The 26,592-nt window shown below is 68.9% G+C and carries 25 protein-coding genes and 1 tRNA gene; 14 read left to right on the forward strand and 12 right to left on the reverse strand.

The genetic code is table 11. The annotated features are described in order from the left end of the window. Window positions 1-9: 9 nt before the first annotated feature. Genes rph through hemW form a run of 3 tightly spaced genes read left to right on the forward strand, consistent with a single transcriptional unit; the run spans window position 10 to window position 2,595 of the window. A complete protein-coding gene (gene rph / locus FHS55_RS05915; RefSeq protein WP_183188787.1) occupies window positions 10-723 on the forward strand; it encodes a ribonuclease PH in 714 nt (237 codons plus the stop codon). 14 nt (window positions 724-737) lie between these two features. Next, window positions 738-1,421: an RdgB/HAM1 family non-canonical purine NTP pyrophosphatase gene (gene rdgB / locus FHS55_RS05920; protein WP_183188788.1), complete on the forward strand. Its 684-nt coding sequence runs from the start codon at window positions 738-740 to the stop codon at window positions 1,419-1,421. After that, window positions 1,414-2,595 (forward strand): radical SAM family heme chaperone HemW, encoded by a 1,182-nt coding sequence (hemW, locus tag FHS55_RS05925; RefSeq protein WP_246339895.1) that lies wholly within the window; start codon window positions 1,414-1,416, stop codon window positions 2,593-2,595. The genes rdgB and hemW overlap by 8 nt, the downstream gene beginning before the upstream one ends. Window positions 2,596-2,646: 51 nt before the next feature. On the opposite strand, the gene FHS55_RS05930 is transcribed toward hemW, so the two are convergent. Then, window positions 2,647-3,876: a penicillin-binding protein activator gene (locus FHS55_RS05930; protein ID WP_183188790.1), complete on the reverse strand. Its 1,230-nt coding sequence runs from the start codon at window positions 3,874-3,876 to the stop codon at window positions 2,647-2,649. Window positions 3,877-4,066: 190 nt separating this feature from the next. On the opposite strand from FHS55_RS05930, the gene rsmI reads away from it, so the two are divergent. The 3 genes from rsmI to gshB all read left to right on the forward strand — a co-directional run bounded on the left by rsmI (window position 4,067) and on the right by gshB (window position 6,551). Beyond that, window positions 4,067-4,984 carry a 16S rRNA (cytidine(1402)-2'-O)-methyltransferase gene (rsmI, locus tag FHS55_RS05935; RefSeq protein ID WP_183188791.1) on the forward strand — a complete coding sequence of 306 codons (918 nt, stop codon included), beginning with the start codon at window positions 4,067-4,069 and terminating at the stop codon, window positions 4,982-4,984. 37 nt (window positions 4,985-5,021) lie between these two features. Then, a complete protein-coding gene (locus tag FHS55_RS05940) occupies window positions 5,022-5,384 on the forward strand; it encodes a YraN family protein (protein WP_183188792.1) in 363 nt (120 codons plus the stop codon). Between the two features lie 222 nt (window positions 5,385-5,606). Beyond that, window positions 5,607-6,551 carry a glutathione synthase gene (gene gshB, locus FHS55_RS05945; RefSeq protein WP_183188793.1) on the forward strand — a complete coding sequence of 315 codons (945 nt, stop codon included), beginning with the start codon at window positions 5,607-5,609 and terminating at the stop codon, window positions 6,549-6,551. Between the two features lie 138 nt (window positions 6,552-6,689). Here gshB and FHS55_RS05950 read toward each other — a convergent pair whose 3' ends face one another. From FHS55_RS05950 to FHS55_RS05965, 4 genes are all read right to left on the reverse strand, one after another. Next, on the reverse strand, window positions 6,690-6,974 hold the full coding sequence (locus FHS55_RS05950) for a BQ00720 family protein (RefSeq protein ID WP_183188794.1): 285 nt from the start codon (window positions 6,972-6,974) through the stop codon (window positions 6,690-6,692). Between the two features lie 45 nt (window positions 6,975-7,019). Then, the gene (locus FHS55_RS05955) at window positions 7,020-7,442 is read right to left on the reverse strand and encodes an Hsp20 family protein (protein WP_183188795.1); all 423 of its coding nucleotides are present in this window, start codon (window positions 7,440-7,442) and stop codon (window positions 7,020-7,022) included. Window positions 7,443-7,894: 452 nt separating this feature from the next. After that, window positions 7,895-8,950 (reverse strand): l-ornithine N(alpha)-acyltransferase, encoded by a 1,056-nt coding sequence (gene olsB / locus FHS55_RS05960; protein ID WP_246339897.1) that lies wholly within the window; start codon window positions 8,948-8,950, stop codon window positions 7,895-7,897. A gap of 1,071 nt (window positions 8,951-10,021) precedes the next feature. Next, a complete protein-coding gene (locus tag FHS55_RS05965) occupies window positions 10,022-11,554 on the reverse strand; it encodes a YifB family Mg chelatase-like AAA ATPase (RefSeq protein WP_183188796.1) in 1,533 nt (510 codons plus the stop codon). 234 nt (window positions 11,555-11,788) lie between these two features. On the opposite strand from FHS55_RS05965, the gene FHS55_RS05970 reads away from it, so the two are divergent. From FHS55_RS05970 to FHS55_RS05995, 6 genes are all read left to right on the forward strand, one after another. Next, complete coding sequence (locus tag FHS55_RS05970) at window positions 11,789-12,262, forward strand: formate dehydrogenase subunit gamma (protein WP_183188797.1); 474 nt, start codon at window positions 11,789-11,791, stop codon at window positions 12,260-12,262. Between the two features lie 11 nt (window positions 12,263-12,273). Then, on the forward strand, window positions 12,274-13,833 hold the full coding sequence (locus FHS55_RS05975) for an NADH-ubiquinone oxidoreductase-F iron-sulfur binding region domain-containing protein (RefSeq protein WP_183189234.1): 1,560 nt from the start codon (window positions 12,274-12,276) through the stop codon (window positions 13,831-13,833). Between the two features lie 14 nt (window positions 13,834-13,847). Further along, window positions 13,848-16,703 (forward strand): formate dehydrogenase subunit alpha, encoded by a 2,856-nt coding sequence (fdhF, locus tag FHS55_RS05980; protein WP_183188798.1) that lies wholly within the window; start codon window positions 13,848-13,850, stop codon window positions 16,701-16,703. 16 nt (window positions 16,704-16,719) lie between these two features. After that, window positions 16,720-17,568 (forward strand): formate dehydrogenase accessory sulfurtransferase FdhD, encoded by an 849-nt coding sequence (gene fdhD, locus FHS55_RS05985; RefSeq protein WP_183188799.1) that lies wholly within the window; start codon window positions 16,720-16,722, stop codon window positions 17,566-17,568. Continuing rightward, window positions 17,558-17,854 (forward strand): formate dehydrogenase subunit delta, encoded by a 297-nt coding sequence (locus FHS55_RS05990; RefSeq protein WP_183188800.1) that lies wholly within the window; start codon window positions 17,558-17,560, stop codon window positions 17,852-17,854. Before fdhD ends, FHS55_RS05990 begins: the two co-directional genes overlap by 11 nt. A gap of 309 nt (window positions 17,855-18,163) precedes the next feature. Beyond that, window positions 18,164-20,002, forward strand: coding sequence for a monovalent cation:proton antiporter-2 (CPA2) family protein (locus tag FHS55_RS05995; protein WP_183188801.1), 1,839 nt, complete (start codon window positions 18,164-18,166; stop codon window positions 20,000-20,002). Window positions 20,003-20,053: 51 nt separating this feature from the next. Here FHS55_RS05995 and FHS55_RS06000 read toward each other — a convergent pair whose 3' ends face one another. From FHS55_RS06000 to gnd, 3 genes are read right to left on the reverse strand one after another with little or no spacing between them, the layout of a single operon-like run. Beyond that, on the reverse strand, window positions 20,054-20,881 hold the full coding sequence (locus FHS55_RS06000; RefSeq protein ID WP_183188802.1) for an HAD family hydrolase: 828 nt from the start codon (window positions 20,879-20,881) through the stop codon (window positions 20,054-20,056). Next, a complete protein-coding gene (gene zwf / locus FHS55_RS06005; protein WP_183188803.1) occupies window positions 20,878-22,422 on the reverse strand; it encodes a glucose-6-phosphate dehydrogenase in 1,545 nt (514 codons plus the stop codon). The genes FHS55_RS06000 and zwf overlap by 4 nt, the downstream gene beginning before the upstream one ends. 32 nt (window positions 22,423-22,454) lie before the next feature. After that, window positions 22,455-23,432, reverse strand: coding sequence for a phosphogluconate dehydrogenase (NAD(+)-dependent, decarboxylating) (gnd, locus tag FHS55_RS06010; RefSeq protein ID WP_183188804.1), 978 nt, complete (start codon window positions 23,430-23,432; stop codon window positions 22,455-22,457). Between the two features lie 254 nt (window positions 23,433-23,686). On the opposite strand from gnd, the gene FHS55_RS06015 reads away from it, so the two are divergent. After that, window positions 23,687-23,902, forward strand: coding sequence for a hypothetical protein (locus tag FHS55_RS06015; RefSeq protein ID WP_183188805.1), 216 nt, complete (start codon window positions 23,687-23,689; stop codon window positions 23,900-23,902). A 438-nt stretch (window positions 23,903-24,340) separates the two neighbouring features. Here the strand turns inward: FHS55_RS06015 and FHS55_RS06020 are convergent, their stop codons facing one another. Beyond that, complete coding sequence (locus tag FHS55_RS06020; protein WP_183188806.1) at window positions 24,341-24,631, reverse strand: stress-induced protein; 291 nt, start codon at window positions 24,629-24,631, stop codon at window positions 24,341-24,343. A gap of 220 nt (window positions 24,632-24,851) precedes the next feature. Between FHS55_RS06020 and FHS55_RS06025 the strand changes: the two genes are divergently transcribed. Beyond that, complete coding sequence (locus tag FHS55_RS06025) at window positions 24,852-25,037, forward strand: hypothetical protein (protein WP_183188807.1); 186 nt, start codon at window positions 24,852-24,854, stop codon at window positions 25,035-25,037. A gap of 19 nt (window positions 25,038-25,056) precedes the next feature. On the opposite strand, the gene FHS55_RS06030 is transcribed toward FHS55_RS06025, so the two are convergent. From FHS55_RS06030 to FHS55_RS06040, 3 genes are all read right to left on the reverse strand, one after another. Next, window positions 25,057-25,494, reverse strand: coding sequence for a PCC domain-containing protein (locus FHS55_RS06030; RefSeq protein WP_183188808.1), 438 nt, complete (start codon window positions 25,492-25,494; stop codon window positions 25,057-25,059). Window positions 25,495-25,842: 348 nt separating this feature from the next. After that, window positions 25,843-25,918 (reverse strand) — tRNA-Ala (locus FHS55_RS06035). A 166-nt stretch (window positions 25,919-26,084) separates the two neighbouring features. Further along, complete coding sequence (locus tag FHS55_RS06040) at window positions 26,085-26,480, reverse strand: TIGR02300 family protein (protein WP_183188809.1); 396 nt, start codon at window positions 26,478-26,480, stop codon at window positions 26,085-26,087. Window positions 26,481-26,592 lie beyond the last annotated feature (112 nt).

Genomic DNA, 26,592 nt, shown 5'->3' on the forward strand with positions numbered 1-26,592 from the left:
AATTCAGCCATGCGCCCTTCCCGCCGCTCGCACGACGAGATGCGTGCCGTCAGCTTCGAGCGCGGCGTGTTGCGCCATGCCGAAGGCTCGTGCCTCGTCAAATTCGGCGAGACCCATGTGCTCGTCGCCGCCACGCTGGAAGAGCGCCTGCCGCCCTGGCTGAAGGGGCAGGGGCGTGGCTGGGTGACGGCGGAATACGGCATGCTGCCGCGCGCCACCCATGACCGCACGCGCCGCGAGGCCGCGGCCGGCAAGCAGTCCGGCCGCACCCAGGAGATCCAGCGCCTGATCGGCCGCTCGCTGCGCGCCATCGTCGATCTCGAAAAGCTCGGCGAGCGCCAGATCACCGTCGATTGCGACGTGATCCAGGCCGATGGCGGCACCCGCACCGCCTCGATCACCGGCGCCTGGGTGGCGCTGCATGATTGCCTGAGCTGGATGAAGTCGCGCGGCATGATCTCCACCATCCCGCTGCGCGATCATGTCGCCGCCGTCTCCTGCGGCATCGTCGACGGCGAAGCGCGGCTCGACCTCGACTATGTCGAGGATTCCGATGCGCAGACCGACGTGAACTTCGTGATGACCGGCACCGGCGGTTTCGTCGAGGTGCAGGGCACCGCCGAGAAGATCCCCTTCACGGAAGCCGAGTTCAGCACCATGCTCGGCCTGGCCCGCAAGGGCGTGGGCAAGCTTGTCGACCTGCAGAAGCTCGCCGTGGCCTGAGGGGATCTGCGCCGATGGAACAGCACCGCCGCCTGACCGGCCGGATCGTCATTGCCACGCATAATCCCGGCAAGCTCGAGGAAATGCGCGGGCTGCTCGCGCCCTATGGCGTCGAGGCCGTCTCGGCGGGCGAACTGGACCTGCCCGAGCCCGAGGAGACCGGGCTCACCTTCGGCGAGAATGCCCGCATCAAGGCGATTTCGGCCGCCAATGCCACCGGCCTGCCGGCCTTCGCGGATGATTCGGGACTCTGCGTCGAGGCGCTGGGCGGCGCGCCGGGTCTCTACACCGCCCGCTGGGCCGGGCCGGAGAAGGATTTCTACAAGGCCATGTCGCGGGTCGAGGAAGAGCTGCGCGAGGCGGGCGCCGATGAGCCCGAGGATCGCCGGGGCTTCTTCATTTCCGCCCTCTGCCTTGCCTGGCCGGATGGCCATGTCGAGGATTTCGAAGGCATCGTCGAGGGCACGCTGGTCTGGCCGCCGCGCGGTCCCTCCGGCTTCGGCTACGACCCGATGTTCCAGCCGGATGGTCATGAGCGCACGTTCGGCGAGATGACGGGCGACGAAAAGCACGGCCTGCCCCCGCTCGGGCGCGGCCTGTCGCACCGGGCCCGTGCCTTCATGGCCCTGGCGCAGGCGTCTCTCGGGGCGACCTTCGATGACGGGGACGCTGCCCCGCTTGAAGACCGCCTTGGCTGATCCCCGCCAGCGGCAGACCCCGCCGCCGGCCGATCCCGGCTTCGGCGTCTATGTGCATTGGCCTTTCTGCAAGGCCAAGTGCCCTTATTGCGACTTCAACTCGCATGTCCGCCATTCCCCGCCCGATCAGGCACGCTTCCTCGCGGCGTTCCGCACGGAAATCGCCCATACGCGCGCGCGCATCGGCCAGCGGCGGACGCAGAGCGTGTTCTTCGGCGGCGGCACGCCCTCGCTGATGGAGCCCGGTACGGTCGGTGCCATTCTGGAGGCGATCGATGCCGCCTGGCCGCTCGATGCCCGCGCCGAGGTGACGCTGGAGGCCAACCCCACCAGTGTCGAGGCCGGGCGCTTTCGCGGCTATCGCGCCGCCGGCGTCAACCGCGTCTCGCTGGGCGTGCAGGCGCTCGACGATGCCGCGCTCAAGGCGCTCGGCCGCATGCACAGCGCCGAGGAGGCGCTGGCCGCTGTGGCGGTGGCGCGCGCGGCCTTCGAGCGGGTGTCGTTCGATCTCATCTATGCCCGCCCCGGCCAGACGCCGGAAGCGTGGGGCGCGGAACTCAACCGCGCCATCGGCGAGGGCTGCGAGCATCTCTCGCTCTACCAGCTCACCATCGAGGAGGGCACGCCCTTCGCCGCGCTCCATGCCGCCGGCAAGCTGATCGTGCCCGATGGCGAGCGGGCCCGCGCGCTGTGGGACGTGACGCAGGAGACCACGCAAAAGGCCGGCCTGCCGGCCTACGAGATTTCCAACCACGCCCGCCCGGGCGCGGAGAGCCGGCACAACCAGCTGTACTGGCGCTATGGCGAATATGCCGGGCTCGGCCCCGGCGCGCATGGCCGGCTGGTGGTCGACGAGGACCGCTTCGCCACCTCCACCGAGCGCGGGCCGGAGGCCTGGCTGGCGCGGGTGGAGCGCGAGGGCCACGGCGTCATCGCGGATGAGAGGCTGGCGCGCTCCGAGCAGGCGGACGAATTCCTGCTGATGGGGCTGCGGCTGGCGGAGGGTATCGACCGCGACCGCTTCGCGCGGCTGTCCGGCCGCGATTTCGACCCCGCCCGTCTCATCGCCCTTCTCGAGGAAGGCATGATCGAGGAAATGCCCGGCCGGCGCCTGCGTGTCACCCCGCGCGGATTCCCCGTGCTCGACGCCATCGTGGCGGATCTGGCGGCGTAGCGGCCGAGCCCGCTATTGGGTTCGGCCTGTGCGCGTCACACCACCCGGCGTTTACGTCGCCTGCGCGAAGCTGCGCGGGGCGGGGCTGACGATCTGCGCCGCGCCATTGCCGATCTGCATCACCGCGAGGCCGCGCTGGTTGGTGCCGTCGGCGCGGAAGCGGAAAATGCCGTCAATGCCGGTGAAGCCGGACGGATTCTGGATCGCCGCATCGCTGATGCCGCTCTCGCCATGGGCGGCCACCAGCGCCGCCATCAGCGTCACCGCATCATAGGAGAGCGTGGCGGTGCGCACCGGCTCGCGGCTGTAGCGGGCGCGGTAGCGCTCGGCGAAGGCGCGGAAGCCCGCCGGGTCCGGCGCGGCGAACAGGCCGCCCGCCACCGAGGGGGCGGCGAACAGCCGGCGGTCGTCCCACAGGCCGGTGCCGATCAGCTGCTTGCCCGCGAGCTGGACGCCGGCCGCCTGCAAGGCCTGCAGCGCCTGCGGCACGGCATCGGCGGCGTCCGGCAGGAACAACGCATCGGCCTGCGTGGCGGAGGGAGCGAGGCGCCGCGCGGCCTCCGCGAACTGGGCCGCCCCGCCGGTGCCGTAGCGCTCCAGCCCGAGGATGCGCCCGCCGGTCGCCGGCACGGTCTCACGGAAGGCGGCCTCGACCACCGAGCCATAGGCATTGTCCGGCACGAGGCCGACAAAGCCGCGCCGGCCGATCGAGGCGGCGTAGCGCACGGCGCGCTCGACATCGGTCTGCGGCAGGAAGCTGAGCAGATAGACGCCCTGCGTCGCCACATTGGTATCGGTGGAGAAGCCGACCACCGGCACGCCGCGCGGGCGGGCCACCAGCCCGGCGGCGGCGACCGTGTGGGCGAAGACCGGGCCGATGATGGCGCGGGCGCCTTCGTCCATCGCCTGCTGCGCGGCGGCCTGCGCGCCCGGCCCGCTGCCGCCGTCATCCCTGACGAGGATCTGGATATTGGCGCCGGTGAACTCGGCCATCGCCATCTCGGCGGCATTGCGCAGGGATTGCGCGGCCAGCGCGGCATTTCCGCTGGCACCGAGCGGCAGGATCAGCGCGACGCGCACCGCGCCGCCGCCGATCACATTGGCCGGCTGCTGCGGCGCCACCGGCTCGGCGGGCGGAAGCTGTGCCTGCGGCGGCGCGGCCTCGCGCGTCGAGCCGCAGGCGGCCAGGGTGGCACTCCCGGCCATGAGGAGGAAGGCGCGACGGCTGGTCTGCAAGGCGACGCGGCGCCGGCGGCGGGCGGAAATGAAGCTGTCGTCCATGCGTGCCGGGCTCGGGGCCTGAATTTCCGCCGCTCGTGGCGCGCGTTAACCTATCTTTAGGACGCGTCGACGCGTCCTGTCACGCCGCTCCCTCCGGCGCGGGGCGACATATCCACGGAACGGCCCGTGCCGTGAGCGATTTCGCGCGCTCACGCAGCCGGTTTCGCGGCCGATCTGCTATGAGGAAGGCATGAGCCATACGCCTTCAGACGCACCGCGTCCCCGCCAGTTCACCCTCGCCGGTTCGGTCGTGCCGGCGGCGCGCCCCGAGCCGGGCCTTCACATTGTCGCGACACCGATCGGCAATCTGGGCGATGTGACGCTGCGGGCGCTGCAGACGCTGGCCGGCGCCGACATGATCGCCTGCGAGGACACCCGGGTGACGCGGCGCCTGCTGGATCGTTACGGGATCGAAACGCCGCTGGTGGCCTATCACGACCACAATGCCGAGCACATGCGGCCGCGACTGATCGGCCGGCTGCTGGAGGGCGGCGTGGTGGCGCTGGTGTCGGATGCCGGCACGCCGCTGGTCTCCGATCCCGGCTACAAGCTGGTGGAGGCGGCGATTGCCGGGGGCTACCGCGTCATTCCGGTGCCCGGCGCCTCGGCGAGCCTCGCGGCGCTGGTCGCGGCCGGGCTGCCCACGGACCGCTTCTTCTTCGAGGGTTTTCTGCCGCCCAAGAGCGGCGCGCGGCGCACCCGCATCACTGAGTTGAAGGGCCTGCCGGCGACCTTGGTGCTGTATGAGAGCGGCCCGCGCCTGCCGGAGAGCCTCGCCGATCTCGCCGCCGGCCTCGGCCCGCGCCCGGCGGCGGTGTGCCGTGAACTGACCAAGGCCTTCGAGGAGGTGCGGCGCGGTCCGCTCGATGCGCTGGCCGCCCATTATGCCGAGGCCGGCTCTCCCAAGGGCGAGATCGTGCTGGTGGTCGGCCCGCCGCTTGCCGAGGAAGCGCGCGCGGAGGACCTTGACGCCGCGCTGCGCCGGGCGCTCGCCTCGCTCTCGGTGAAGGACGCGGCGGCGGCGGTGGCGACCGCGACGGGCCTGCCCAAGCGCGCGGTCTATGCCCGCGCCCTGGCGCTGCAGGACGGGGGCGACGACACGCCATGATTCTCGCGCCCGCGCGACACTGGCCGGAAGGCGTGCCATGACCGAGGCGAAGCGCGCCGCTTTCTCCCGCGGTGTCGATGCCGAGGCGGTGGCGGCCGCGCTGCTGGAGCGACAGGGCTTCGTCATTCTGGCGCGGCGCGTGCGCACCCCGCGCGGCGAGATCGACCTGGTGGCGCGGCGCGACGATCTGGTCGTCTTCGTGGAGGTGAAGGCCCGCGCCTCGCTGGCGCGCGCCGCCGAATCGCTGTTGCCACGCCAGCGCCGGCGCATTGCCGGGGCGGCGGAAGTCTACCTCGCCGGCCAGCCGGACCTCGCCGGGCTGGATCTGCGGCTCGACGTGGTGCTGGTGGCGCCCGGTGCAAAGCCCGTGCATCTGCCCGGCGCCTTCGAGGCCGAATAGCGCCGGCCGGCGGAGGGCCATTCACCGCCCCTGCCGGCGCGCTGGCCTGACGCATCTTCCCTCGCGCACCCTGCCTGAAAACGCGCTCGCGCGGGTGCCGCGCCACCATGGCGTCCGGGGCGCGGAGGGATTACATCAGGAGCCGACATGCCGGTTTTCCCGCCGGCCCCCTCGTGCGTGCACTTACAGCCCGCGCATGCCTTCTGCCGAGACGGAATCGCCATGACTCTCAACGTCGCCATCCAGACGGACCCGTTGGATCGCATCAACATTGCCGGGGATTCCGGTTTTGCGCTGATGCTGGAAGCGCAGGCGCGCGGCCACCGGCTCTCCTATTACACCACCGATCGCCTCGCCATGCGCGACGGCGAGGTCTTCGCCACCGTCGAGCCGGTCGAGGTGCGCGACATCAAGGGCGATCACTACACGTTGGGCGCGCGCGAACGGGTGCGGCTCGACAGTTTCGACGTGATCCTGATGCGGCAGGATCCGCCCTTCGATCTCAACTACATCACCGCGACCCATCTTCTGGAGCGCGTGCACCCGAAGACGCTGGTGGTGAACGACCCGGCCGAGGTGCGCAACGCGCCGGAGAAGATCTTCGTCACCGAATTCCCGGACCTGATGCCGCCGACGCTGATCACCCGCGACCTCGAGGAGATCAAGGCGTTCCGTGAGGAGCACGGCGACATCGTGGTCAAGCCGCTCTATGGCCATGGCGGCGCGTCGGTGTTCCGCATCACCCGCGACGACCTCAATTTCGGCTCGCTCTACGATCTGTTCGCGAACGTCTTCCGCGAGCCCTGGGTGGTGCAGCGCTTCCTGCCGGCGGTGAGCGAGGGCGACAAGCGCATCATCCTGGTGGACGGCATGTTCGCCGGCGCGGTCAACCGGGTGCCGAGCGCGGGCGATCTGCGCTCCAACATGGTGCGCGGCGGCGCGGCGAAGGAAACCGACCTCACCCCGCGCGAGCGCGAGATCTGCGAGCGGCTCGGCCCCTCGCTGCGCGCCAAGGGCCTGCTGCTGACCGGTATCGACGTGATCGGCGGCTTTCTCACCGAGATCAACGTCACCGCCCCCACCGGCATCCGCGCCGTGCGTCGGCTCGGCGGGCCGGACATCGCCGCCCGCGTGTGGGACGTGATCGAAGCCAAGCGCCGCTTCTGAGCGGACATGCCGCCTCGCGCATCATTCCGTATCCGGAATGATGCGCGGCTGGCGTCAAGAAAAAACCCGCCCGGCGCCTGGGCGCCGAACGGGCTCTATCCAATCAGCGGCGGTGGCGGAGGGTGCCGCCGCGCGCGCTCAGTGAAGGCTCACGGTCATCAATTCGTTCTGCGCGGCGCTGGCGATGGCGGCCTCGCGGCTGTCGGTCAGCATCATCGGCGTGCCGTCGGCCGCGTGCAGCGTGTAGAGCTGCAGCCCGGGCGCCAGCCGCGCCTGCGGAAAGAGGGACGAGGCCTCCTCCGAGGTGATCGGCTTCACATAGGCGATCTGGCCGCCGCCGAGATTGGCGAAGGCTTCCGGCGAGAGGCCGCCGGCCAGGGCTTCGCTGGCCGAAGCCGCATTGAGCTGGAAATCATTGGTCATGGTCCGACTCCTGTTCGAGCTGTCGAGACCGGCTTGGGAAAGCCCTCACTCGTCCGTCGCAATGGAGATACGCCGGACGACACGTTCAGGTTCCGGGCGGACGAGGTCAACCGATAAAAGTCCGTTCTTCATCTCGGCACCCAGAACCCGCATGCCATCGGCCAGCACGAAGGTGCGCTGGAACTGACGGGCGGCGATGCCTCGGTGAAGATAGACCCGCTCGGGCTCGTCGGCCTGGCGGCCGCGAATGACGAGCTCCTTCTCCTCCAGAGTCACCTCCAGCTGGTCGCGGGTGAACCCGGCGACCGCCAGCGTGATCCGGAGCCGCTCCGGCAGGCCCGGCTGTGCCACCCGCTCCACATTATAGGGCGGATAGCCGTCCGAGCCCTTGATGACGCGATCGAGCGCCCGCTCGACCTCATCAAAGCCGAGCAGGAAGGGGCTCGACAGCGAGGGAATACGCGACATGCTCCCAAAGTCCTTGTCTGAAGCGACTTTGTGTTGTGGGACCCCGCAAGGGCATCCCGTTGCGACAGATATGGGCGGGCCAGCCAAGGTGCGCAAGCCCGGCAAGAGGGCGGGCTGGCGAAAATGCCGCGCGCGATGGATTCGTGCCGGCGCGGGCCGCGCATCGGCACCCAGGCCCCCGCCTGGCGGCCCATCGAGCATCCCGTCGTCGCTCCGCTGCCGCCGATATTTGGCGTCGAGGCGCCACGCCCGTCCAGCGCGAGGATGCAAGGAGCCTTGAGATGGGTACGGGTTCCGCGTCGTCGGCCGCGTCGCCGATCGCGACGTGCCGAGCCGGCACGAGACCGTGCGCAAATCCAGGAAGACGGCGGCCCTCGGTGTACCGCACGCGCGGGTGTGAACCCGGATACGCGATGGCCGGCTCTCGCGGCGAAGCGTCTGGACGCCGCGCCTCAGGCGGCGTGGCGCTCGGCGTTGACGCCGAAATGGTCGAGATAGCGCGGGTTGATGCGCTCGATGGGCAGCACGATCAGCACGTCCGTGGTGCCGAACTGGTGATCGACCACCGCCGTGCGGCCGATCATGGCGCCGAGCCGCAGATAGCCCTTGATGAGCGGGGGCAGTTCGTTCAGTGCCGCCCTGGCGTCCAGCCCCTCGCGCGGCAGCCGGTCCATCGTGGCGGCGTGGCGCGGCAGCGCATCCGCCAGCCACCCGGCCTCGGTGGGGGCGAAATGGTGCAGGAAGGCGAGCGGCCGGGCCAGTGCCCGCGGATCGGTGCCCTCCAGGCTGGCGCAGCCGAACATCACATCGATGCCGTGGCGGCGCACATAGGCCCAGATGCCGTGCCACAGCAGTTCGACCGTGCGCTTGGTGCGATAGGGCGCGAGCACGCAGGAGCGGCCGAGTTCCAGGAAGCGGCGGTGCGGATGGCGGGCGAGCAGCGGGGCGATGTCGAACTCGCCGGCGGTGTAGAACCCGCCATGGCGCGCGGCGATTTCCTGCCGCAGCAGCCGGTAGGTGCCGACAACTTTCGGCACCCGGCGCCCGCGCACCATGCGGCAATTATCGTGGTCGAGCACCAGAAGATGATCGCAAAACGCATCGAACGCGTCGAAATCCCTCCGGGCGAGGCGCACCGTCGCCGCCGGGATGGCCGACATCTCCTCGTAGAACACCTCGTAGCGCAGCCGCTGGGCGCGCCGCACGTCGGCCGCAGTGGTGGCCAGCCGAACCTCCAGCGCGCCGATGCGCCCCAGGCTCGCCGGGCCCGGATTGGCGCGGCTCTCGCGATGGCGCAGGCCGGAATAGGAGCGCAGCGCCGGCATGAAACGGGAGGGCGCGAAAGCCGACGGCATGAAGGGCAGCGGGGCGCCCGCCGGCCGATAGCCGGGCGTGAGCGATTTCAGCAGCGCGGGGGAGAGAAAGGGGGGCTTGAACAGCGCCCGCAGCGCCGGGGAAGCGCCGGGTGGACCCGCCTCGACATTCGCGTCGCCAACCACATCGGTCATGGCAATGTCCCCAGCCTCGAATTGCACTTATAGCGCCATCTTATTGGAATCACATCTGTAGGACGCGCATGTGACAGGTCGCGACGACGGTTTCTTTCGCGCTTGCCCGCCGGCTGGCTCGCGCGTCCCCGGGGCGTGCGCGCTGCGATCTCCATGCCGTGTGCGCTGCATGAGCGGCTCGGGACCGTCGCCCGGCTGCGAACGGCACCCGCATCGGTGCCGCGCCGCGCAGCCGCTGCGGGGCACATCGGCGCCCGCCGCGCCGGATGGCCCGAACCTGCCCGCTCGCCCGGCCCGTCTTGCTCCGCGCGGTTCCCGTCGCGGCGGCAGGTGACGGCGGCAGGTTAAGGCGGCAGGTTAAGGCGGCAGGTTAAGGCGGCAGGTGATGGCGGCCCTGTGGCGCACCCAGGCTGGACGCACGGCTCCGCCCGCGCGGGGTGTCGACACCGCCGGGGCGGGACGCGCGCGCGCAAAGCGGTTCGCACCGATCCCCGGGATAGCGCAGCGCTCCCGCTCTGGATGCTGGCCGAACTTGCGCATCGCATGACCGCAAACGCGCGCGATGGGGGCGCGCATCACGACCCGTATTCCGCGTCCGACTTCGGGTTGTGGGCGCGGGGGCCGGATAGGCAGCTGCGCGACCCTGACGGCTGGAAGCGTGCGGGCTCGACATCACATCGGGGCCGCGCAGCGGGGCCCGCCATATCCGCGCGTTGGCGCATCGGGGATGGTCATCCCGTCGACATCCAAGACGTGTTCCGCGGGCGGTGTCCGTCCGCGGGATGCGCAGAACCCGCCGATTTCCATCGGGTCCCGGTTCTTTGAGCGCGCATTCGGGGTCCGGGCTTTGCGCGGGCGAACACCCGCCGGGCGGCCACATTCCGGCCTTTGGAGCGCCAGCCTCCTTGGAACGCGCGTTGGAACGCGCGCGTGCGCATGCGTGGTACGGCTTCCAGGATCTGCCCATGCGGTCGCGGCGTGCGCATGCCGGGTGCCGGATGCCGGATGCGGCCCCCAAACCCGGCGCGGCCGACCCTCGCAGGTGTTCGACGGCGTCGCGCCCCGGCTTTCTCAGGCCGCGGCGGTGGTGCGGTCGGCGCTGGCGCGATAGGCCAACGCTTCGGCGAGGTGGGCGCGGCCCACGCTTTCCGCACCGGCGAGGTCGGCCAGCGTGCGCGCCACCCGCAGCACCCGGTGATAGCCGCGCGCGGACAGCCGCATCAGCCGCGCGGCGTCGGCCAGCAGCGCCGCCCCGTTCGCGTCGGGCGCGGCGATCTCTTCCAGGATGGGCCCGCTCGCCTCGGCATTGGTGAACAGGTCCGGCCGGTCCAGCGCCAGGAAGCGCTCGCGCTGGGCGTGCCGTGCCTCCGCGACGCGGGCGGCGACCACCGCGCTCGCCTCGGCCGGGCCGGGGCGCACCAGGTCGATGGCGGAGACCGCCGGCACGTCGAGATTGAGGTCGATGCGGTCGAGGAAGGGGCCGGACAGCCGCGCCTGATAGTCGCCGGCGCAGCGCGGGCCACGGCGGCAGGTATGGCCGGGCTCGCCGGCCCGCCCACAGCGGCACGGGTTCATGGCGGCCACCAGCTGGAAGCGGGCGGGATAGGCGATGCGATGATTGGCGCGGGCGATCACCGCCTCGCCGGTCTCCAGCGGCTGGCGCAGCGAATCCAGCACGGCCGGGGCGAATTCCGGCAGTTCGTCGAGAAACAGCACGCCATTATGGGCGAGCGAGACCTCGCCGGGCCGCGCCCGCATGCCTCCGCCCACCATCGCCGCCATGCTGGCCGAATGGTGGGGCGCGCGGAACGGGCGCCGGTTGGTCAGCGCGCCGCCCTGCAGCGTGCCGGCCACCGAGGCGATCATCGAGACTTCGAGCAGTTCGGCCGGGGCGAGCGAGGGCAGGATGGAGGGCAGGCGCTGCGCCAGCATCGACTTGCCCGAGCCCGGCGGTCCGCAGAGCAAGAGGTTGTGGCGCCCGGCGGCAGCGATTTCCAGCGCCCGCTTGCCGGTCTCCTGGCCCTTCACGTCGGAGAGGTCCGGCAAGGCCGCCGCCCCGCCATCGAGCCGGGGTTCGGGACGGGCAAGGTTCTGCCGGCCCGCGAAATGATTGACCAGCTGGATGAGCGATTGCGGCGCCAGTACCGCGAGGTCCGGGCTCGCCCAGGCCGCCTCCGGCCCGCAGGCGGCCGGGCAGATGAGGCCGTGGCCGCGGGCATTGGCGCCGATCGCCGCCGGCAGCACGCCGGCCACCGGGGCGATGCGCCCGTCGAGCGCCAGTTCGCCCACCACGGTGAAGCCGTCCAGCGCTTCGGGCGGGAAGGCGCCGATCGCCGCCATCAGCCCGAGCGCGATGGGAAGGTCGTAATGGCTGCCTTCCTTGGGCAGGTCGGCCGGGGCGAGATTCACGGTGATGCGCTTGGCCGGCAGGGCGAGGCCGGAGGCGATGAGCGCCGCGCGCACCCGCTCCTTCGCCTCGGTGACGGCCTTGTCGGCCAGCCCGACCAGATTGAAGGCCGGCAGGCCTGGGCTGACCTGCACCTGCACGTCGACCGCCCGTGCCTCGACGCCTTCGAATGCCACCGTCGCCACGCGCTGGACCATGCCGCGCCCCCACCGCTCGCCGGAAACCGTGCCTCCGTAACGTCAGCGTAGCGGCTTACCGGATGTCGTCAAGAACATTTGAGGAACAAAATCGACGCCGCCATCCACAGTTGCGATGCGGCCGCACCTTGACGATAGAAAAATTCTATCAAGGCACGGAACGCCCGGATTGATTTCGGTTTCGCTGCGCGCGATGGTTCCTTTGGAAAACTTTAAAAGAAGGCTCGGGAGAAGATGCCGCATTACGAACCCTGGAGCGAGGGGCGCGCCCGCGCGGTGATCGAGGAATTCTCGCACCTCGAAGGCCCGCTGATGCCCATGCTCCACGCGGTGCAGGAGACGTTCGGCCACGTGCCCGACGCCATCGTGCCGATGCTCGCCGAGCTGCTGAACATTTCCCGCGCCGAGGTCCATGGCGTGGTTACCTTCTATCATGATTTTCGCCATGAGCCGGCCGGCCGCCATGTGCTGAAGCTCTGCCGGGCCGAAGCCTGCCAGGCCGCCGGCGGCGATGCGCTGGCCGACCATGCCGAGCACCGGCTCGGCTGCAAGCTGGGCGAGACGACCGCCGACGGGCGCGTCACCGTCGAGCCGATCTATTGCCTGGGCCTGTGCGCCACGGCGCCCTCCGCCATGCTGGACGGGCGGATCGTGGCCCGTCTCACCGAGCGCCGTCTCGATGCGCTGATCGCGGAGGCCCAGTCATGACGAGCAATCCCGTGAGCATTCGCATCTATGTTCCCAAGGACGCCTGCGCCATCGCTTGCGGTGCCGACGAGGTGGTGGCTGCCATCGCGGCTGCCGCGGCCCGGCGCCAGCAGGCCGTCGAGATCATCCGCACCGGTTCGCGCGGCATGCTGTGGCTGGAGCCGCTCGTCGAGGTCGGCACGCCGGAAGGCCGCATCGGCTATGGTCCGGTCGAGGAAGGCGATGTCGAGGCCCTGTTCGAGGCCGGCTTCCTGACCGGCGCGGCGCATGGCCTGCGCATCGGCAAGCCGGAAGAACACCCCTTCATGGCGAAGCAGACGCGCCTCACCTTCGCGCGCTGCGGCATTGTCGACCCTGCTTCCTACACCGATTATCGCGCCCATGGCGGCTACAAGGGGCTGGAGCGCGCGCTGCAGCTCGGCCCGGTCGAGATCATCGAGGAAGTCAAGAAGTCGGGCCTGCGCGGACGCGGCGGCGCCGGCTTTCCGACCGCCATCAAGTGGAAGACGGTGGCCGACGCCAAGGCGGACCGCAAATACATTGTCTGCAATGCCGACGAGGGCGACAGCGGCACCTTCGCCGACCGCATGATCATGGAAGGCGACCCCTTCGAGCTCATCGAGGGCATGACCATCGCCGGCATCGCGGTGGGCGCCACCAAGGGCTTCGTCTACACCCGCTCGGAATATCCGCACGCCATTGCCGCGATGGAAAAGGCGATCCAGGTCGCCCGCGCCCATGGCATGCTCGGCGTCAACATCGCCGGCTCGCAGCACAGCTTCGACATGGAAGTGCGCATGGGCGCCGGCGCCTATGTGTGCGGCGAGGAGACTGCGCTGCTCGACAGCCTGGAAGGCAAGCGCGGCACGGTGCGTGCCAAGCCGCCGCTGCCCGCGCATAAGGGTCTGTTCCAGAAGCCGACCGTCATCAACAACGTGCTCTCGCTCACCGCGATTCCGCACATTCTCGCCGGCGGCGGCGAGTTCTACGCCAATTTCGGCATGGGTCGCTCGCGCGGCACGATGCCGATCCAGATCGCCGGCAACGTGAAGTTCGGCGGCCTGTTCGAGACCGCCTTCGGCATCACGCTGGGCGAGCTGGTCAACGACATCGGCGGCGGCACCGCCTCGGGCAAGCCGGTCAAGGCCGCGCAGGTGGGCGGCCCGCTCGGCGCCTATGTGCCGACCTGGCAGTTCGACCTGCCCTTCGACTACGAGGCCTTCGCCGCGAAGGACGCGCTGATCGGCCATGGCGGCATCGTCGTGTTCGACGAGGGCGCCGATATGGCGAAGATGGCGCGTTTCGCCATGGAGTTCTGCTCGGTCGAGAGCTGCGGCAAGTGCACGCCCTGCCGCATCGGCTCGACCCGCGGCGTGGAGTTGATGGACCGCATCATCGCCGGCCAGCGGGTGGAGGCGAACCTCGCGACGCTGACCGACCTCTGCCAGACCATGAAGCTGGGATCCCTTTGCGCCCTTGGCGGGTTTACCCCCTACCCGGTGCTGAGTGCCCTGAAACATTTCCCCGAGGAGTTCGGCGCCCCGCCGCGCCGCCTCGAAGCCGCCGAATGAGAAGGACGCCACCCATGTCTCTCGTCCATGAGATCGACTACGGCACGCCCGCTCCCAAGACCGACAAGCTGGTGACGCTCACCATTGACGGGATGGAAATCTCGGTCGCCGAAGGTACCTCCATCATGCGCGCGGCGATGGAGATGGGGACGCAGATCCCCAAGCTCTGCGCCACCGATTCGCTGGATGCGTTTGGCTCTTGCCGGCTCTGCCTCGTCGAGATCGAGGGTCGCGCCGGCACGCCGGCCTCCTGCACCACGCCGGTCATGCCCGGCATGAAGGTGCACACCCAGACGGCGCGCCTCGCCCAACTGCGCAAGGGCGTGATGGAGCTCTATATCTCCGACCACCCGCTGGATTGCCTCACCTGCGCCGCCAATGGCGATTGCGAGCTGCAGGACATGGCCGGCGCGGTCGGCCTGCGCGAAGTGCGCTACGGCATGGAGGGCGCGAACCACTTCGCCCCGACCTCCGAGCTCGTCATGCCCAAGGACGAGTCGAACCCCTATTTTACCTATGACCCGGCCAAGTGCATCGTCTGCAATCGCTGCGTGCGCGCCTGCGAGGAAGTGCAGGGCACGTTCGCGCTGACCATTTCCGGTCGCGGCTTCGGCTCGCGCGTCTCGCCCGGCCAGTCGGAAGCCTTCCTCACCTCCGAATGCGTGTCCTGCGGCGCCTGCGTGCAGGCCTGCCCGACCGCCACGCTTTCCGAGAAGCGGCTGATCGAGATCGGCACGCCCGAGCATTCGGTGGTCACGACCTGCGCCTATTGCGGCGTCGGTTGCACCTTCAAGGCGGAAATGCGCGGCCAGGAAGTGGTGCGCATGGTGCCGTGGAAGGATGGCAAGGCCAATCGCGGCCATAGCTGCGTCAAGGGCCGTTTCGCCTGGGGCTATGCCACGCACCAGGACCGCATCACCAAGCCGATGATCCGCGCCAAGGTCACCGATCCGTGGCGGGAAGTGTCGTGGGAAGAGGCGATCAGCCACACCGCGTCCGAGCTGGCGCGCATCCAGGAAGCCTATGGCCGCAAGTCGGTCGGCGGCATCACCTCCTCGCGCTGCACCAATGAGGAAGCCTATCTCGTCCAGAAGATCATCCGCGCCGGCTTCGGCACCAACAATGTCGACACCTGCGCGCGCGTCTGCCACTCGCCGACCGGCTATGGCCTGAACCAGGCCTTCGGCACCTCGGCCGGCACGCAGGATTTCGATTCGATCGAGGATACCGACGTCGTCCTCATCATCGGCGCCAACCCGACCGACGGCCACCCGGTGTTCGGCTCGCGCATGAAGAAGCGGCTGCGCCAGGGCGCCAAGCTGATCGTGGTCGATCCGCGCCGCATCGATCTGGTGCGCTCGGCCCATATCAAGGCCGATTTCCACCTGCCGCTGCAGCCCGGCACCAATGTCGCCGTCGTCACCTCGCTGGCCCATGTGGTCGTGACCGAGGGGCTGGTGAACGAGGCCTATGTCCGGCAGTTCTGCGACTGGGACGAGTTCCAGGACTGGGCCGAGTTCGTCGCCGACAAGCGCCATTCGCCGGAAGAGGTCGAGAAGATCTCCGGCGTGCCGGCGGAGCTGATCCGTGGCGCCGCCCGGCTCTATGCCACCGGCGGCAACGGGGCGATCTATTACGGCCTCGGCGTCACCGAGCACTCCCAGGGCTCGACCACGGTGATGGCCATCGCCAACCTCGCCATGGCGACCGGCAATATCGGCCGTCGCGGCGTCGGCGTGAACCCGCTGCGCGGCCAGAACAACGTGCAGGGCTCGTGCGACATGGGCTCCTTCCCCCATGAGCTGCCGGGCTATCGCCACATCTCGGACGACGCCACCCGCGCCACGTTCGAGGCCATGTGGGGCCGTCCGCTCGATCCCGAGCCGGGCCTGCGCATCCCCAACATGCTGGACGCCGCCGTCGACGGCACCTTCAAGGCGATCTACATCCAGGGCGAGGACATCCTGCAGTCCGACCCGGACACGCATCACGTCGCCTCGGGCCTCGCGGCCATGGAACTCGTCATCGTGCAGGACCTGTTCCTGAACGAGACGGCCGCCTACGCCCATGTCTTCCTGCCGGGCTGCACCTTCCTCGAGAAGGACGGCACCTTCACCAATGCCGAGCGCCGCATTCAGCTCGTGCGCAAGGTGATGGCGCCCAAGAACGGCTATGGCGACTGGGAAGTCACGCAGCTGCTCGCCAATGCGATGGGCCTCGGCTGGAACTACACCCACCCCTCGCAGATCATGGACGAGATCGCCGCGCTCACTCCCACCTTCGCCGGCGTCTCCTTCAAGAAGCTGGACGAGATGGGCTCGGTGCAGTGGCCGTGCAACGATGCCAATCCCGATGGCATGCCGATCATGCACATCAACGGGTTCGCGCGCGGCAAGGGCAAGTTCGTCGTCACCGAATATGTGCCGACCGACGAGCGCACCGGCGCCCGCTTCCCGCTGCTGCTGACCACCGGCCGCATCCTCAGCCATTACAATGTCGGCGCGCAGACCCGCCGCACGGCGAACGTGGCGTGGCATCCGGAAGACGTGCTGGAGATCCACCCGCACGATGCCGAGCAGCGCGGCGTGCGCGACGGCGACTGGGTGCGCGTCGACAGCCGTGCCGGCGGCACCACGCTGCGCGCGGAGATCACCGACCGCGTGGCGCCGGGCGTGGTCTACACCACCTTCCATCACCCGGGCACGCAGGCCAACGTCGTCACCACCGACTTCTCGGACTGGGCTACCAACTGCCCCGAGTTCAAGGTGACGGCGGTGCAGATCTCCCGCTCCAACGGTCCGTCCGAGTGGCAGGAGGATTATGACGCCTTCACCCGCCAGAGCCGGCGCATCGCCGCCGCGGCGGAGTGAGCGGAGCACGGGTCCGATGATCCCCCCGGTCGTCCGCGTCTCGCGCCTTGCCGTCGGCCCCTCGGGGGCGATGGCGGGCGAGCGGGCGATCCCCGAGGAGACGCCCGTCGCCATCGTGCATAACGGCTCCACCTATGCCGTGATGATGGCGACCCCCGGCGACCTCGAGGATTTCGGCTACGGCTTCAGCCTGACCGAGGGCGTCATCGGCCAGCTTTCCGACGTCGAAACGGTCGAGACGCTGGAATTCGACCACGAGGACGGTGTCGTCGGCGTCGAGATTCGCCTGTGGATCAATGCCGAGCGCGCCGGCCAGATGGTGGCGCGCCGCCGGCAGATCGCCGGGCCCACCGGCTGCGGCCTGTGCGGCGTGGAAAGCCTGGAACTCGCGGTCAAGCCGGCGCGAGCGGTGGGGGAGGGCCGGCGCTTCACGGCGGCGGACGTCTCCCGCGCCATCGCCGCGCTGCCGCCGGCGCAGACGCTCAACCACCAGACGCGCGCGGTGCATGCCGCCGCCTTCTGGGAGCCGGGCGCGGGGCTGGTGGCGGTTCGCGAGGATGTCGGCCGCCACAATGCGCTGGACAAGCTGGTTGGCCATCTCCTGCGCGAGGGCCACGCGGCGGGGGGCGGCATCGTGCTGCTGACCAGCCGTGTGTCGATCGAAATGGTGCAGAAGACCGCCATGCTCGGAGCCTCCGTGCTGGTGGCGGTCTCCGCGCCCACCGCTCTCGCCGTCCGCACGGCGGAAGCGGCGGGCATCACGCTGGCGGCCATCGCCCGCGATGACGGATTCGAAGTGTTCACCCACCCCCATCGCATCGCGCTGGACGGGGCAGAGAAGGAGCGGGCCGCCCATGTCGGCTAACACGATGGAACGGCTCGTCTATATGGCGAACCAGATCGGCAAGTTCTTCGAGGCGCAGAAGCATGATCGCGCCGTGCCGGGCATTGCCAAGCACATCAAGGATTTCTGGGATCCGCGCATGCGCGCGCGCATCGAGGATCACCTGGCGGCTGGCGGCGAAGGCCTCTCCCCGCTGGTGTTCGAGGCGCTGAAGACCCTGCCGCCGGTGAAGCGCGATTCGATCCCCACGGCCCATCCCACGGAAAACCCGCCCGGCCCGACCTCGGCGCATCACCCGGCGCATTGAGAACACCGGCACGCGCCCGTGCCGGACCATAGCGGATCGCGACGACGGACGCCCGGCCCAGCCGGGCGTTTTGGCATGGGCGCACCAATTTACGGGCGCACAAGCGCCCCGCTGTTGCGTCCGCACGGTCATCTCGCGCCTTCCCTCGCGCGATGACGCGCAGGCCTTTTTCTCCGTGCCGAAAGATGCTCCGATGGGGCAGCGGACCAGCGCCATAAGGTCCATAAAGCACCATTGTTCTGCCATGCGGCGGCAGCATCCCTGGCGGTAGAACGGCGCGGCGGGCAGTGGCGAGGGAGCGGATGAGCGATGCATGGTGAGGGCCAGGGATTCCTGATCGCGGCGCTGATCTTCCTGGCGACCGCCGTCATCGCGGTTCCCGTCGCCCGGCGTCTCGGGCTCTCGCCCATAGTCGGCTATCTTCTTGCCGGCGTCGCCATCGGCCCTTCCGGCATCGGCGCCTTCCGCGATCCCGAGCGAATCCTCACCGTCGCCGAGATCGGCGTCGTGCTGCTGCTGTTCATCATCGGGCTGGAACTGCAGGTCTCGCGCCTGCTGGCGCTGCGCAAGGCGATCTTCGGCATGGGCACGGCCCAGCTGGTGTTCACCGGCACGGCCGTCGCCGTGTTGACCCATTATGCCGGCGACAGTTTCGACTGGCGCGCCGCCACCGTGGCGGGGCTCGCGCTGGCGCTGTCGGCGACCTCGATCGCGCTGCAACTGCTGGGGGAAAATAACGGCCTCGCCCAGCCCTATGGCCAGCGCGCCTTCGCGGTGCTGCTGTTCCAGGACATGGCGGTGGTGCCGCTCATCGCCTTCCTGCCGCTGCTGGCGCCTGGCGGGCATGAGGAGCAGACCTTCACCGAGTCGATGGGCCATGTGCTGATGATCGTGGCGGCCATCGCCGTCGTCATCGGCACCGGGCGCTATCTGCTGACCCCGCTGTTCCGCGTGCTGGCCCATTCCGGCGCGCGCGAGGTGATGACGGCGGCGGCGCTGCTCGTGGTGCTGGGCGCGGGAGGTCTCATGGCCTCGGTCGGCATGTCGATGGCGATGGGCGCCTTCCTCGCCGGCGTGATGCTGTCCGAATCGAGCTTCCGCCACGAACTGGAAGCCAATGTCGATGCCTTCCGCGGGCTGCTGGTGGCGCTGTTCTTCATGGGCGTCGGCATGTCGATGAATCTCGACGTGGTGCTCGCCAATGCGCCGCTGCTGATCGTCGGGACGCTGTTGATCACGCTGGTCAAGGCAGTGTCGGTGTGGACCGTGTTCCGCTTCTCCGATGGCAGCCGGGCCGATGCGGTGCGCTCGGCCTCCGTGCTGACGCCGGCGGGCGAATTCTCCTTCGTGCTGTTTCCACTGGCGCTCGGGCTCGGGCTGATCACCGCGCGCCAGAGCGACATGCTGGCCGCCTGTGCCGCCATGACCATGCTGCTCGGCCCGCCGGTGGCGCTTATCGGCGAGCGCATCGCCCAGCGGCTGGATCGCGCGGCGGCCGGCAGCGAGCCGCCCGAGGCCGATTTCAGCGAGGCGCATGGCTCGGTTCTCGTCGTCGGCTTCGGCCGCTTCGGCCAGATCGCTTCGCAATGCCTGCTGGCGCAGGGGCTGGAAGTGACCATCATCGACAATGATGTCGAGATGATCCAGAGCGCCGGGCGCTTCGGCTTCCGCATCTATTACGGCGACGGCACGCGGCTCGACGTGCTGCGGGCGGCCGGCGTCGAGCGCGCGCGCGTGGTGGCGATCTGCGTCGACAAGCGCGACACCGCCGACCGCATCGTCGAGATCCTTCAGGCCAACGTGCCCGGGGTCCGCCTGCATGTGCGCGCCTATGACCGCACCCACGCCATCACCCTGCGGGAGAAGGGCGTGGACTACGAGATCCGCGAAACCTTCGAATCGGCGTTGGCCTTCGGCGAAGCCACGCTGCGCGCCAACGGCATCGATGCCGAGACCGCCCAGGCGACGATCGTGGACGTGCGCCAGCGCGACATCGAGCGCCTGCGCCGTCAGCGCCTGCAGCCGACGGATGACGGTCAGATCGGCTTTGTCGAGCCCGAGCCGCTCATGCCGCCCGAGCGTGCCGCCCAGCCGCTCAACCCCGAGGCGGAAGACGTGCTCAAGCACGAGACCGAATTCTCGGGCTGAGTTTGGCGCGCGGGGCTGTCCGGCTTCATGGCCGTGGCCCCGCGCGGCCTGTTACGCCCGCGGCAGCACGAACTGCTCGATGGCATGGGCGACGCCATCCTCGGCATTGCTCAGCGTGACGAGATCCGCCTGCTGCTTGATCGTGTCGGAGGCATTGCCCATGGCGATGGAAAGCCCGCCGACCTCGAACATCGGCAGGTCGTTCGCCATGTCGCCGATCACCGCCACCTCGTCCAGCGCCACGCCGTAATGGTGGGCGAAGGCGCGCACCGCATGGCCCTTGTCGGTGCCGGGCGGCGTCAGGTCGAGATATTTGTTCTGAGAGCGCCGCGCCGTGGCGCCGTCTCCCACCAGCGCCTGCAGTTCCGGCTCGCTTTTCGCCAGCATGTCGAAATCGGTCGAGGAGAACACGATCTTGCCGGCGCGGGCGAGGTGGTCGCCGAAATCGCTCACCAGCGTCGGCTGGAACGCGACGGTGCGGATTTCCCCGGCGACATAGGTGTTGTCGGGATCGGTGAGATACCACTCATTGTCGGCGAATACCCATACGGAGGCGCCGCGCGGGGTCATGATCTCGATGCAGCGGCGGGCGGCCTCTTCCGCGACGAAATGCTGTTCGAGCACGGAGAAGTCGCCGCTCAGGATGGAGCCGCCATTGAAGCCGCCGAAAATATCCAGCCCCAGCGCCTCGACCAGGATCTTCATGCCGCGCGGCGGCCGGGCCGAGACGGCGGCGAAGGCGATACCCGCCGCGCGCAGCCGCGCCACCGCTTCGACCGTTGCGGGGGCGACCTGCTTCTCGCGGTTCACCAGCGTGCCGTCGACATCCGATACCATGAGGCGGATGCGGCGGGGCAGGTCTTTCTTCATATCGCTCATCGCGGGCGCTCCCGTTCCAGCGGAAGCCACTGGAAACCGTCCTGGGCCAGCATCACGTCGGCCATTGCGGGCCCGTTCGAACCGGCCGAATAGAATTGCACGTCGTCTTCACCGCCCCGCACCGCCTCGATGATCGGCTCCACCGCCTCCCATCCGGCCTCGATCGTGTCGGCACGCTGGAACAGCGTCGGGTCGCCGCACAGGCAGTCATAGATCAGCGTCTCATAACCGGTGGAGGGCGCCGCCTTGAAGTAGTCGGTGTAGCGGAAGTCCATCTCGACCTCGGACAGCCGCACCTTGCGGCCGGGCACCTTGGCGGCGAAGCGCAGCGAGACGCCCTCGTCCGGCTGGACGTGGATGACCATGAGGTTCGGCTTGAGCGCGGTCGGCAGGTGGCGGAACAGCACGCCTGGCGCGCGCTTGAACTGGATGGCGATCTCCGTGCGCCGCACGCCGAGCGCCTTGCCGGTGCGCACATAGAAGGGCACGCCGTTCCAGCGCCACGAATCGACGAAGCATTTCAGCGCCACATAGGTCTCGGTGCGGCTCTTGGGATCGACATCCTTCTCCGCGCGATAGTCCTTCACCGCCTCGCCATTGACGAAGCCGGCGCGGTACTGGCCGCGCACGGCACTGCCGATCGCGTCGCTCGGGCGCATGTGGCGGATGGCCTCGATCACCTTGGTCTTTTCGGTGCGCACGGCGTCGGCGTCGAAGGAATTGGGCGGCTCCATCGCAGTCATGGCGAGGAGCTGGAACATGTGGTTCGGCACCATGTCGCACAGCGCGCCGGTCGCGTCGTAGAAACGCCCGCGCTGCTCCACCGTCACCGTCTCGGCGGCGGTGATCTGGATATGGTCGATATATTCCTTGCTCCAGATCGGCTCGAAGATGCCGTTGCCGAAACGCAGCGCCATCATGTTCTGCACCGTTTCCTTGCCGAGGAAATGGTCGATCCGGTAGATCTGCCGCTCGCTGGCCACCGCCAGCAGGCGTCGGTTCAGCGCCTTCGCCGAGGGCAGGTCGGTGCCGAACGGTTTTTCCACCACGACATGGCGGAAGGCTCCGGTGTCCTCGTTGAGCAGGCCGGCAGCGCCCAGTTGCTCGGAGATGGTGGCGAAGAATCGCGGCGCCACCGCGAGGTAGAACACCGCGTTCCCGGTCTGCGCCGCGCGCGCCTGCTGCCGATCGCGGATGCGCCCGTATGTGGCGGGATCCTCGAAGTCACCGGCAATGTAGCCGATGCGACTCATCAGCCATTTCCAAGTCTCGCCCTCGGTGTCGAGCGAGCCCGGCAGGTTCTTCACCTCGTCCGTGAGATAGGCGCGGTAATCCTCCTCGCTGCGCTCGACGCCATCGACGCCGATGACGGCGAAGTCGTCGTCGAGAACGCCCTCATTGGCGAGGTTGTAGATCGAGGGCAGCAACAGCCGCTTGGTCAGGTCGCCGGAGGCGCCGAAGATGAAGAAGGTCGAGGCCGGTGCCCGCGCCGCATCGGGCGCCAGCACCTTCTGGCCGAGAACGACGGTCTCGCTTCCCATGGAACTTGTCTACTCGCTTGCTGGCCGCGGGATCACTTCTTGAATTCGGTGTGGCCACCGAACTGGAAGCGCATGGCCGAGAGCATCTTCTCGCCGAACGTGTGTTCCTGCCGAGAGCGGAAGCGTGTGTAGAGCGCGGCCGAGAGCACTTCCGCCGACACCGCCTCCTCGATCGCCGCCATGACCGTCCAGCGTCCCTCGCCCGAATCGGCGACTTCGCCCGGGAAGTCCCCGAGGGTGTCGTCCTTGGTCAGCGCGATGGCGGTGAGGTCGAGCAGCCAGGACGAGACCACGCTGCCACGCCGCCACACTTCGGCAATGTCGGCCATGTCGAGCGAGAAACGTTCGTTCTCGGGCAGAGCGGTCGAATCCTTGTGCTTGAGGATCTCGAAGCCTTCGGCATAGGCCTGCATCAGCCCGTATTCGATGCCGTTATGCACCATCTTGACGAAATGGCCCGAGCCGGCCGGGCCGGCATGCATGTAGCCCTGCTCGACCCGCTTGTCGCGCCCCTCGCGGCCGGGGGTGAGCGCAATCTCGCCGCGGCCGGGCGCCAGAGCGGCGAAGATCGGATCCAGATGATCCACCGCCGCCTTGGCGCCGCCGATCATCATGCAATAGCCGCGCTCCAGCCCCCACACGCCACCCGAGGTGCCGACATCGACATAGGCGATGCCCTGCTCGATCAGGCTGGCGGCGCGCCGGATGTCGTCCTTGTAGAAGCTGTTGCCGCCGTCGATGATGATGTCGCCCGGCGCGAGCAGCGCGGCAAGCTCCGTCACCGTCGCCTCGGTCGGTCCGCCCGCCGGCAGCATGACCCACACCGCGCGCGGCGCATCCAGCCGCGCGACGAGGTCGGCAAGACCCGAGGCGCCGGTATTGCCTTCGGCGGCCAGCCCCTTCACGGCGTCCTCGTTGCGGTCCCAGACCACGCAGGCATGGCCGGCCTTCGTGAGCCGGCGTGCAATATTCCCGCCCATGCGGCCAAGACCGACAATTCCGAGCTGCATCGTTGTCTCTCCCGAGTGTCTGGTGCCGAGTGATGGATGCCGACCGGTTCACGCCGGCGGTTCGCGCCGGGCAATCGGCGCCTTCCGGCAACCCTATGCCGGAGATGCGACAATTGAAACGTGGCGCGTGGCGTTAACGGCAATTGCCGACGGCGCAAACAATGCCCGTATGCGTCGCCCTGCTCGCCGGAGCGCCTCGATTTTGTGTGCACTGGTGAACACAAGCGGGAGGTGCCGCATGCTATTGGCGGTAAATGCGTCACACAGAAGAAACCGCCCGCGCCATCTGCACCCTGGATCTCAAGGGGATGGGGGTGCGCGAAGACGAGATCCCCCGTCTGGTGGACCGCTATTGGCCGGTACTCGCCAATGAGATTCGCCAGGGCGTCGCGGTCGGCGCCTGGCCCTTCGCGGCGGAGGAGATCGCCACGCTCAGCCGCGAATACGAAGCCTTGCTGAAGCGCCGCTGAGCGGCGGGCGGAGCGGCCTCCGGCGGGCAGCCGGCGCAGGGTAGTTCCCGGTGGACCGTGCTGGTGGAGCGTGCCGGTGAGCCCGCCGCTGGCCCGACGGACGAGGGCTGCCCCCGCGCGGCAGGCGGTGGTGCTACGGCCGATCCCCGGTGCCCGGCGGGTCGAGCCCCCGCGCGCGAATCGGCTCCAGCCCGCCACGCTCGGCGCTGACGGCGTCCGCCATCGCCTGGGAGAGGGTGGACGCTCCGGCTAGCCGCAGGCGCGTGCGCCGGGTGGATCATCACGCCGCCGCGCAGCCCGCATGGCGACGGGCGGCGCCTCTCGCAAGCCGCGGTCAGGTCCCGATCCGGTTCCATACGCCGCTGCCTACAAGACATGGGAAACCCGCCCCGACACGGGTCGGAGCGGGCTTCACAGGCTCAGCCGAGGCGGGTTGGACTATTTCGTGCCGCCCTTGCCCGGCTCGCCGCCCTTGCGGCCGGCCTCGCCGGCGCGTTCGGGATTTTTGCCGAAACTGCCGGGGTTGTCCTTGGCGTCACCCTGCTGGCCGCCCTGCTGGCGATGATCGCCGCCGGACTGGCTGTGCTGCATGTCGCCCCGGCCGTGCTCGCCGCCCTTGCCCGGCTCGCCGCTCTTGCGGCCGGCCTCGCCGGCATGATCATGGGCCTGGGAGGCTTTGTCGGAGCCGCCGCGATGCTGGTTGTTGTTGGGCTGATTGTTGTTGGACATGGGAAATTTCCTTCCTTGGATGTCCCCCATTCACCCCGCCTTGACCAACCCGCATTGGCCCCCGGCTGTTCCACGGTAAAATCGCCCCGACCGGCGCGTCGCCCTCCCACCGGTCCGCTTTCGGTCGCCTCGGCGAGGAAACCAAAGCCGCACGCTCGGGTTATTTCTGCGGCGTCGCCACGGCGAAGCCGGTTCGCCAGAGCCCCGGGAGGAACAAAAGATGCGGTCAGTCCGCGAACTGCTCTTGGAAGTCGATATCGAGCTGGAGGATTACTCCTTCGCCATCTCCAGGGCGCGCAATCCGGCGCTGTCACCGCAGGAGCGGCTCAAGCTGATTCGCGCCAGTCAGGCGACCTGGGCACGGCTGGAGGCCGCCCGGCGCGAACTGACGAAGGTCGCGGGCTGAGCCGGGCGGCTCGGCCGGCCTATCTCGCGATGAGCGCGAGGCCGCTCGCCGCATCCACCCGCTTGTGCAGGTGAGCGGGCGTCTCGGTCAGGATGATCTCAAGCGTCGGCCGGACCATGCCGTCCTCCAGATGGCCAGCCACCGCGACGCCGCCGCGCTTGCCGAGAACCACGTGAATGTGAACGGCCGGCTTGCCGTCCGGCCCGATCGCCACGTCTCCCGAGAGCGCGGCGACCTCGACCTGCTCGCGCACCGGAATCGTCTCATATTCCTTCCGGTCCCAGTCGAAATAGCTGATCGTGGCCTGGCTGAAGGCGCCGATGGCCGAAACATGGGCCGCCGTCAGGCCCTCCTGCTCGGCGAAGCCGCGCAACGCGGCCATGGCCTCCTCGCCGGTTTCAAGGATGACCGCGAAAGTGCGCAGACCATCGGCTTGCGAAAGCAGCTTGATGAACACGTGATGCCTCTCTGTTACCCCATGGGCAACGAGAGCGATGGCGGGTTGTTCCCTCGCGCCGGGATATCCGACCGGGGAACACGCGCAGCGCAAAGCGAGCAAAGGGTCGGGGTCGCCCGCGTGCGAATCACCCGCCGTGCCTTTGAGGCGCCGGACGTGAAGCCTCCCGACAGGGGCGCGTTTGCGGGGTGGGCGCGTGAAGTCGCCAATCGCCGAACGTGATTCGCGCGTTTTGCCGGGAACGTAGCAGGGGCAGGATACGTAGGCGCGGCGGGATCAATATCCCGGTGCGATGCCGGCGGCCGGCAAGTGTGACTTTCAGGATCCCGAATTTCCGGGAGGGAAGATTGGTGGAGCCAGGCGGAATCGAACCGCCGACCTCTTGAATGCCATTCAAGCGCTCTCCCAACTGAGCTATGGCCCCACCGGGGGTTGCCGGGCGGCGCTGGGCTTTCGCTCAGTGCCTTGGGTGTCTCACCCGGCGGATCGCTTCGGCGCAGTGACCGGAGCGGGATGGTCGTAAACCACAGGACGATGAGGACTGCAAGCCTTCACTTCGTGTTGGCCGCGCTGTCCCCAGCGCTTTTTCCTCAGGCTTCCTCGTCGTCCTCGATTCCGTCGCCGATCAGGTCGGCCACGTCGTCATCGCCATCCTCGTCTTCTTCGAGGAAGGTGTCGTCATCGTCATCGGTCTCGACGTCCTCGTCGATCTCGATGTCGTCATCGACCGCGGCGGCCTTGGTCGGGCTGCCAGCGGCTTCCTCGTCCGCATCCTCGAGCGAGACGAGTTCGACCTCGGCGGTCTCCTCCACCTCGGCTTCCTCGACGGGCCGGGCGGCTTCCGGCCGCACGCGGCTGGCAATGGCCACGGCGATCGGTACGATCTGGCCGGTATAGGGGGAGATCACCGGATCCTTGTTCAGATCGTAGAACTTGCGCCCCGTGACCGGGCAGATGCGCTTGGTACCAAGTTCAGGTTTCACCACGGTTGGCGACCTCGGGAGTGGTGATGAAAAGGGGTGCACCCATTGAACTGCCGTGCCGGTTGAGTCAAGCGCACAATTGCAGGACCGTGACGGCGATAACGCGCTCGTGCTA

It is taken from the genome of Ancylobacter tetraedralis (assembly GCF_014195655.1).
Taxonomy (GTDB): Bacteria; Pseudomonadota; Alphaproteobacteria; order Rhizobiales; family Xanthobacteraceae; genus Ancylobacter; species Ancylobacter tetraedralis.

Coding starts and splice junctions, on each gene's coding strand:
- fdhF (WP_183188798.1), top strand. CDS start 13,848: ATGTCTCTCGTCCATGAGATCGACTACGGCACGCCCGCTCCCAAGACC.
- rsmI (WP_183188791.1), top strand. CDS start 4,067: ATGAGCCATACGCCTTCAGACGCACCGCGTCCCCGCCAGTTCACCCTC.
- fdhD (WP_183188799.1), top strand. CDS start 16,720: ATGATCCCCCCGGTCGTCCGCGTCTCGCGCCTTGCCGTCGGCCCCTCG.
- FHS55_RS05990 (WP_183188800.1), top strand. CDS start 17,558: ATGTCGGCTAACACGATGGAACGGCTCGTCTATATGGCGAACCAGATC.
- FHS55_RS06025 (WP_183188807.1), top strand. CDS start 24,852: ATGCGGTCAGTCCGCGAACTGCTCTTGGAAGTCGATATCGAGCTGGAG.
- gshB (WP_183188793.1), top strand. CDS start 5,607: ATGACTCTCAACGTCGCCATCCAGACGGACCCGTTGGATCGCATCAAC.
- gnd (WP_183188804.1), bottom strand. CDS start 23,432: ATGCAGCTCGGAATTGTCGGTCTTGGCCGCATGGGCGGGAATATTGCA.
- rph (WP_183188787.1), top strand. CDS start 10: ATGCGCCCTTCCCGCCGCTCGCACGACGAGATGCGTGCCGTCAGCTTC.
- FHS55_RS05970 (WP_183188797.1), top strand. CDS start 11,789: ATGCCGCATTACGAACCCTGGAGCGAGGGGCGCGCCCGCGCGGTGATC.
- FHS55_RS05950 (WP_183188794.1), bottom strand. CDS start 6,974: ATGACCAATGATTTCCAGCTCAATGCGGCTTCGGCCAGCGAAGCCCTG.
- FHS55_RS05995 (WP_183188801.1), top strand. CDS start 18,164: ATGCATGGTGAGGGCCAGGGATTCCTGATCGCGGCGCTGATCTTCCTG.
- FHS55_RS06020 (WP_183188806.1), bottom strand. CDS start 24,631: ATGTCCAACAACAATCAGCCCAACAACAACCAGCATCGCGGCGGCTCC.
- olsB (WP_246339897.1), bottom strand. CDS start 8,950: ATGACCGATGTGGTTGGCGACGCGAATGTCGAGGCGGGTCCACCCGGC.
- FHS55_RS06000 (WP_183188802.1), bottom strand. CDS start 20,881: ATGAGCGATATGAAGAAAGACCTGCCCCGCCGCATCCGCCTCATGGTA.
- FHS55_RS05930 (WP_183188790.1), bottom strand. CDS start 3,876: ATGGACGACAGCTTCATTTCCGCCCGCCGCCGGCGCCGCGTCGCCTTG.
- FHS55_RS05965 (WP_183188796.1), bottom strand. CDS start 11,554: ATGGTCCAGCGCGTGGCGACGGTGGCATTCGAAGGCGTCGAGGCACGG.
- zwf (WP_183188803.1), bottom strand. CDS start 22,422: ATGGGAAGCGAGACCGTCGTTCTCGGCCAGAAGGTGCTGGCGCCCGAT.
- rdgB (WP_183188788.1), top strand. CDS start 738: ATGGAACAGCACCGCCGCCTGACCGGCCGGATCGTCATTGCCACGCAT.
- FHS55_RS06015 (WP_183188805.1), top strand. CDS start 23,687: ATGCGTCACACAGAAGAAACCGCCCGCGCCATCTGCACCCTGGATCTC.
- FHS55_RS05940 (WP_183188792.1), top strand. CDS start 5,022: ATGACCGAGGCGAAGCGCGCCGCTTTCTCCCGCGGTGTCGATGCCGAG.
- FHS55_RS05955 (WP_183188795.1), bottom strand. CDS start 7,442: ATGTCGCGTATTCCCTCGCTGTCGAGCCCCTTCCTGCTCGGCTTTGAT.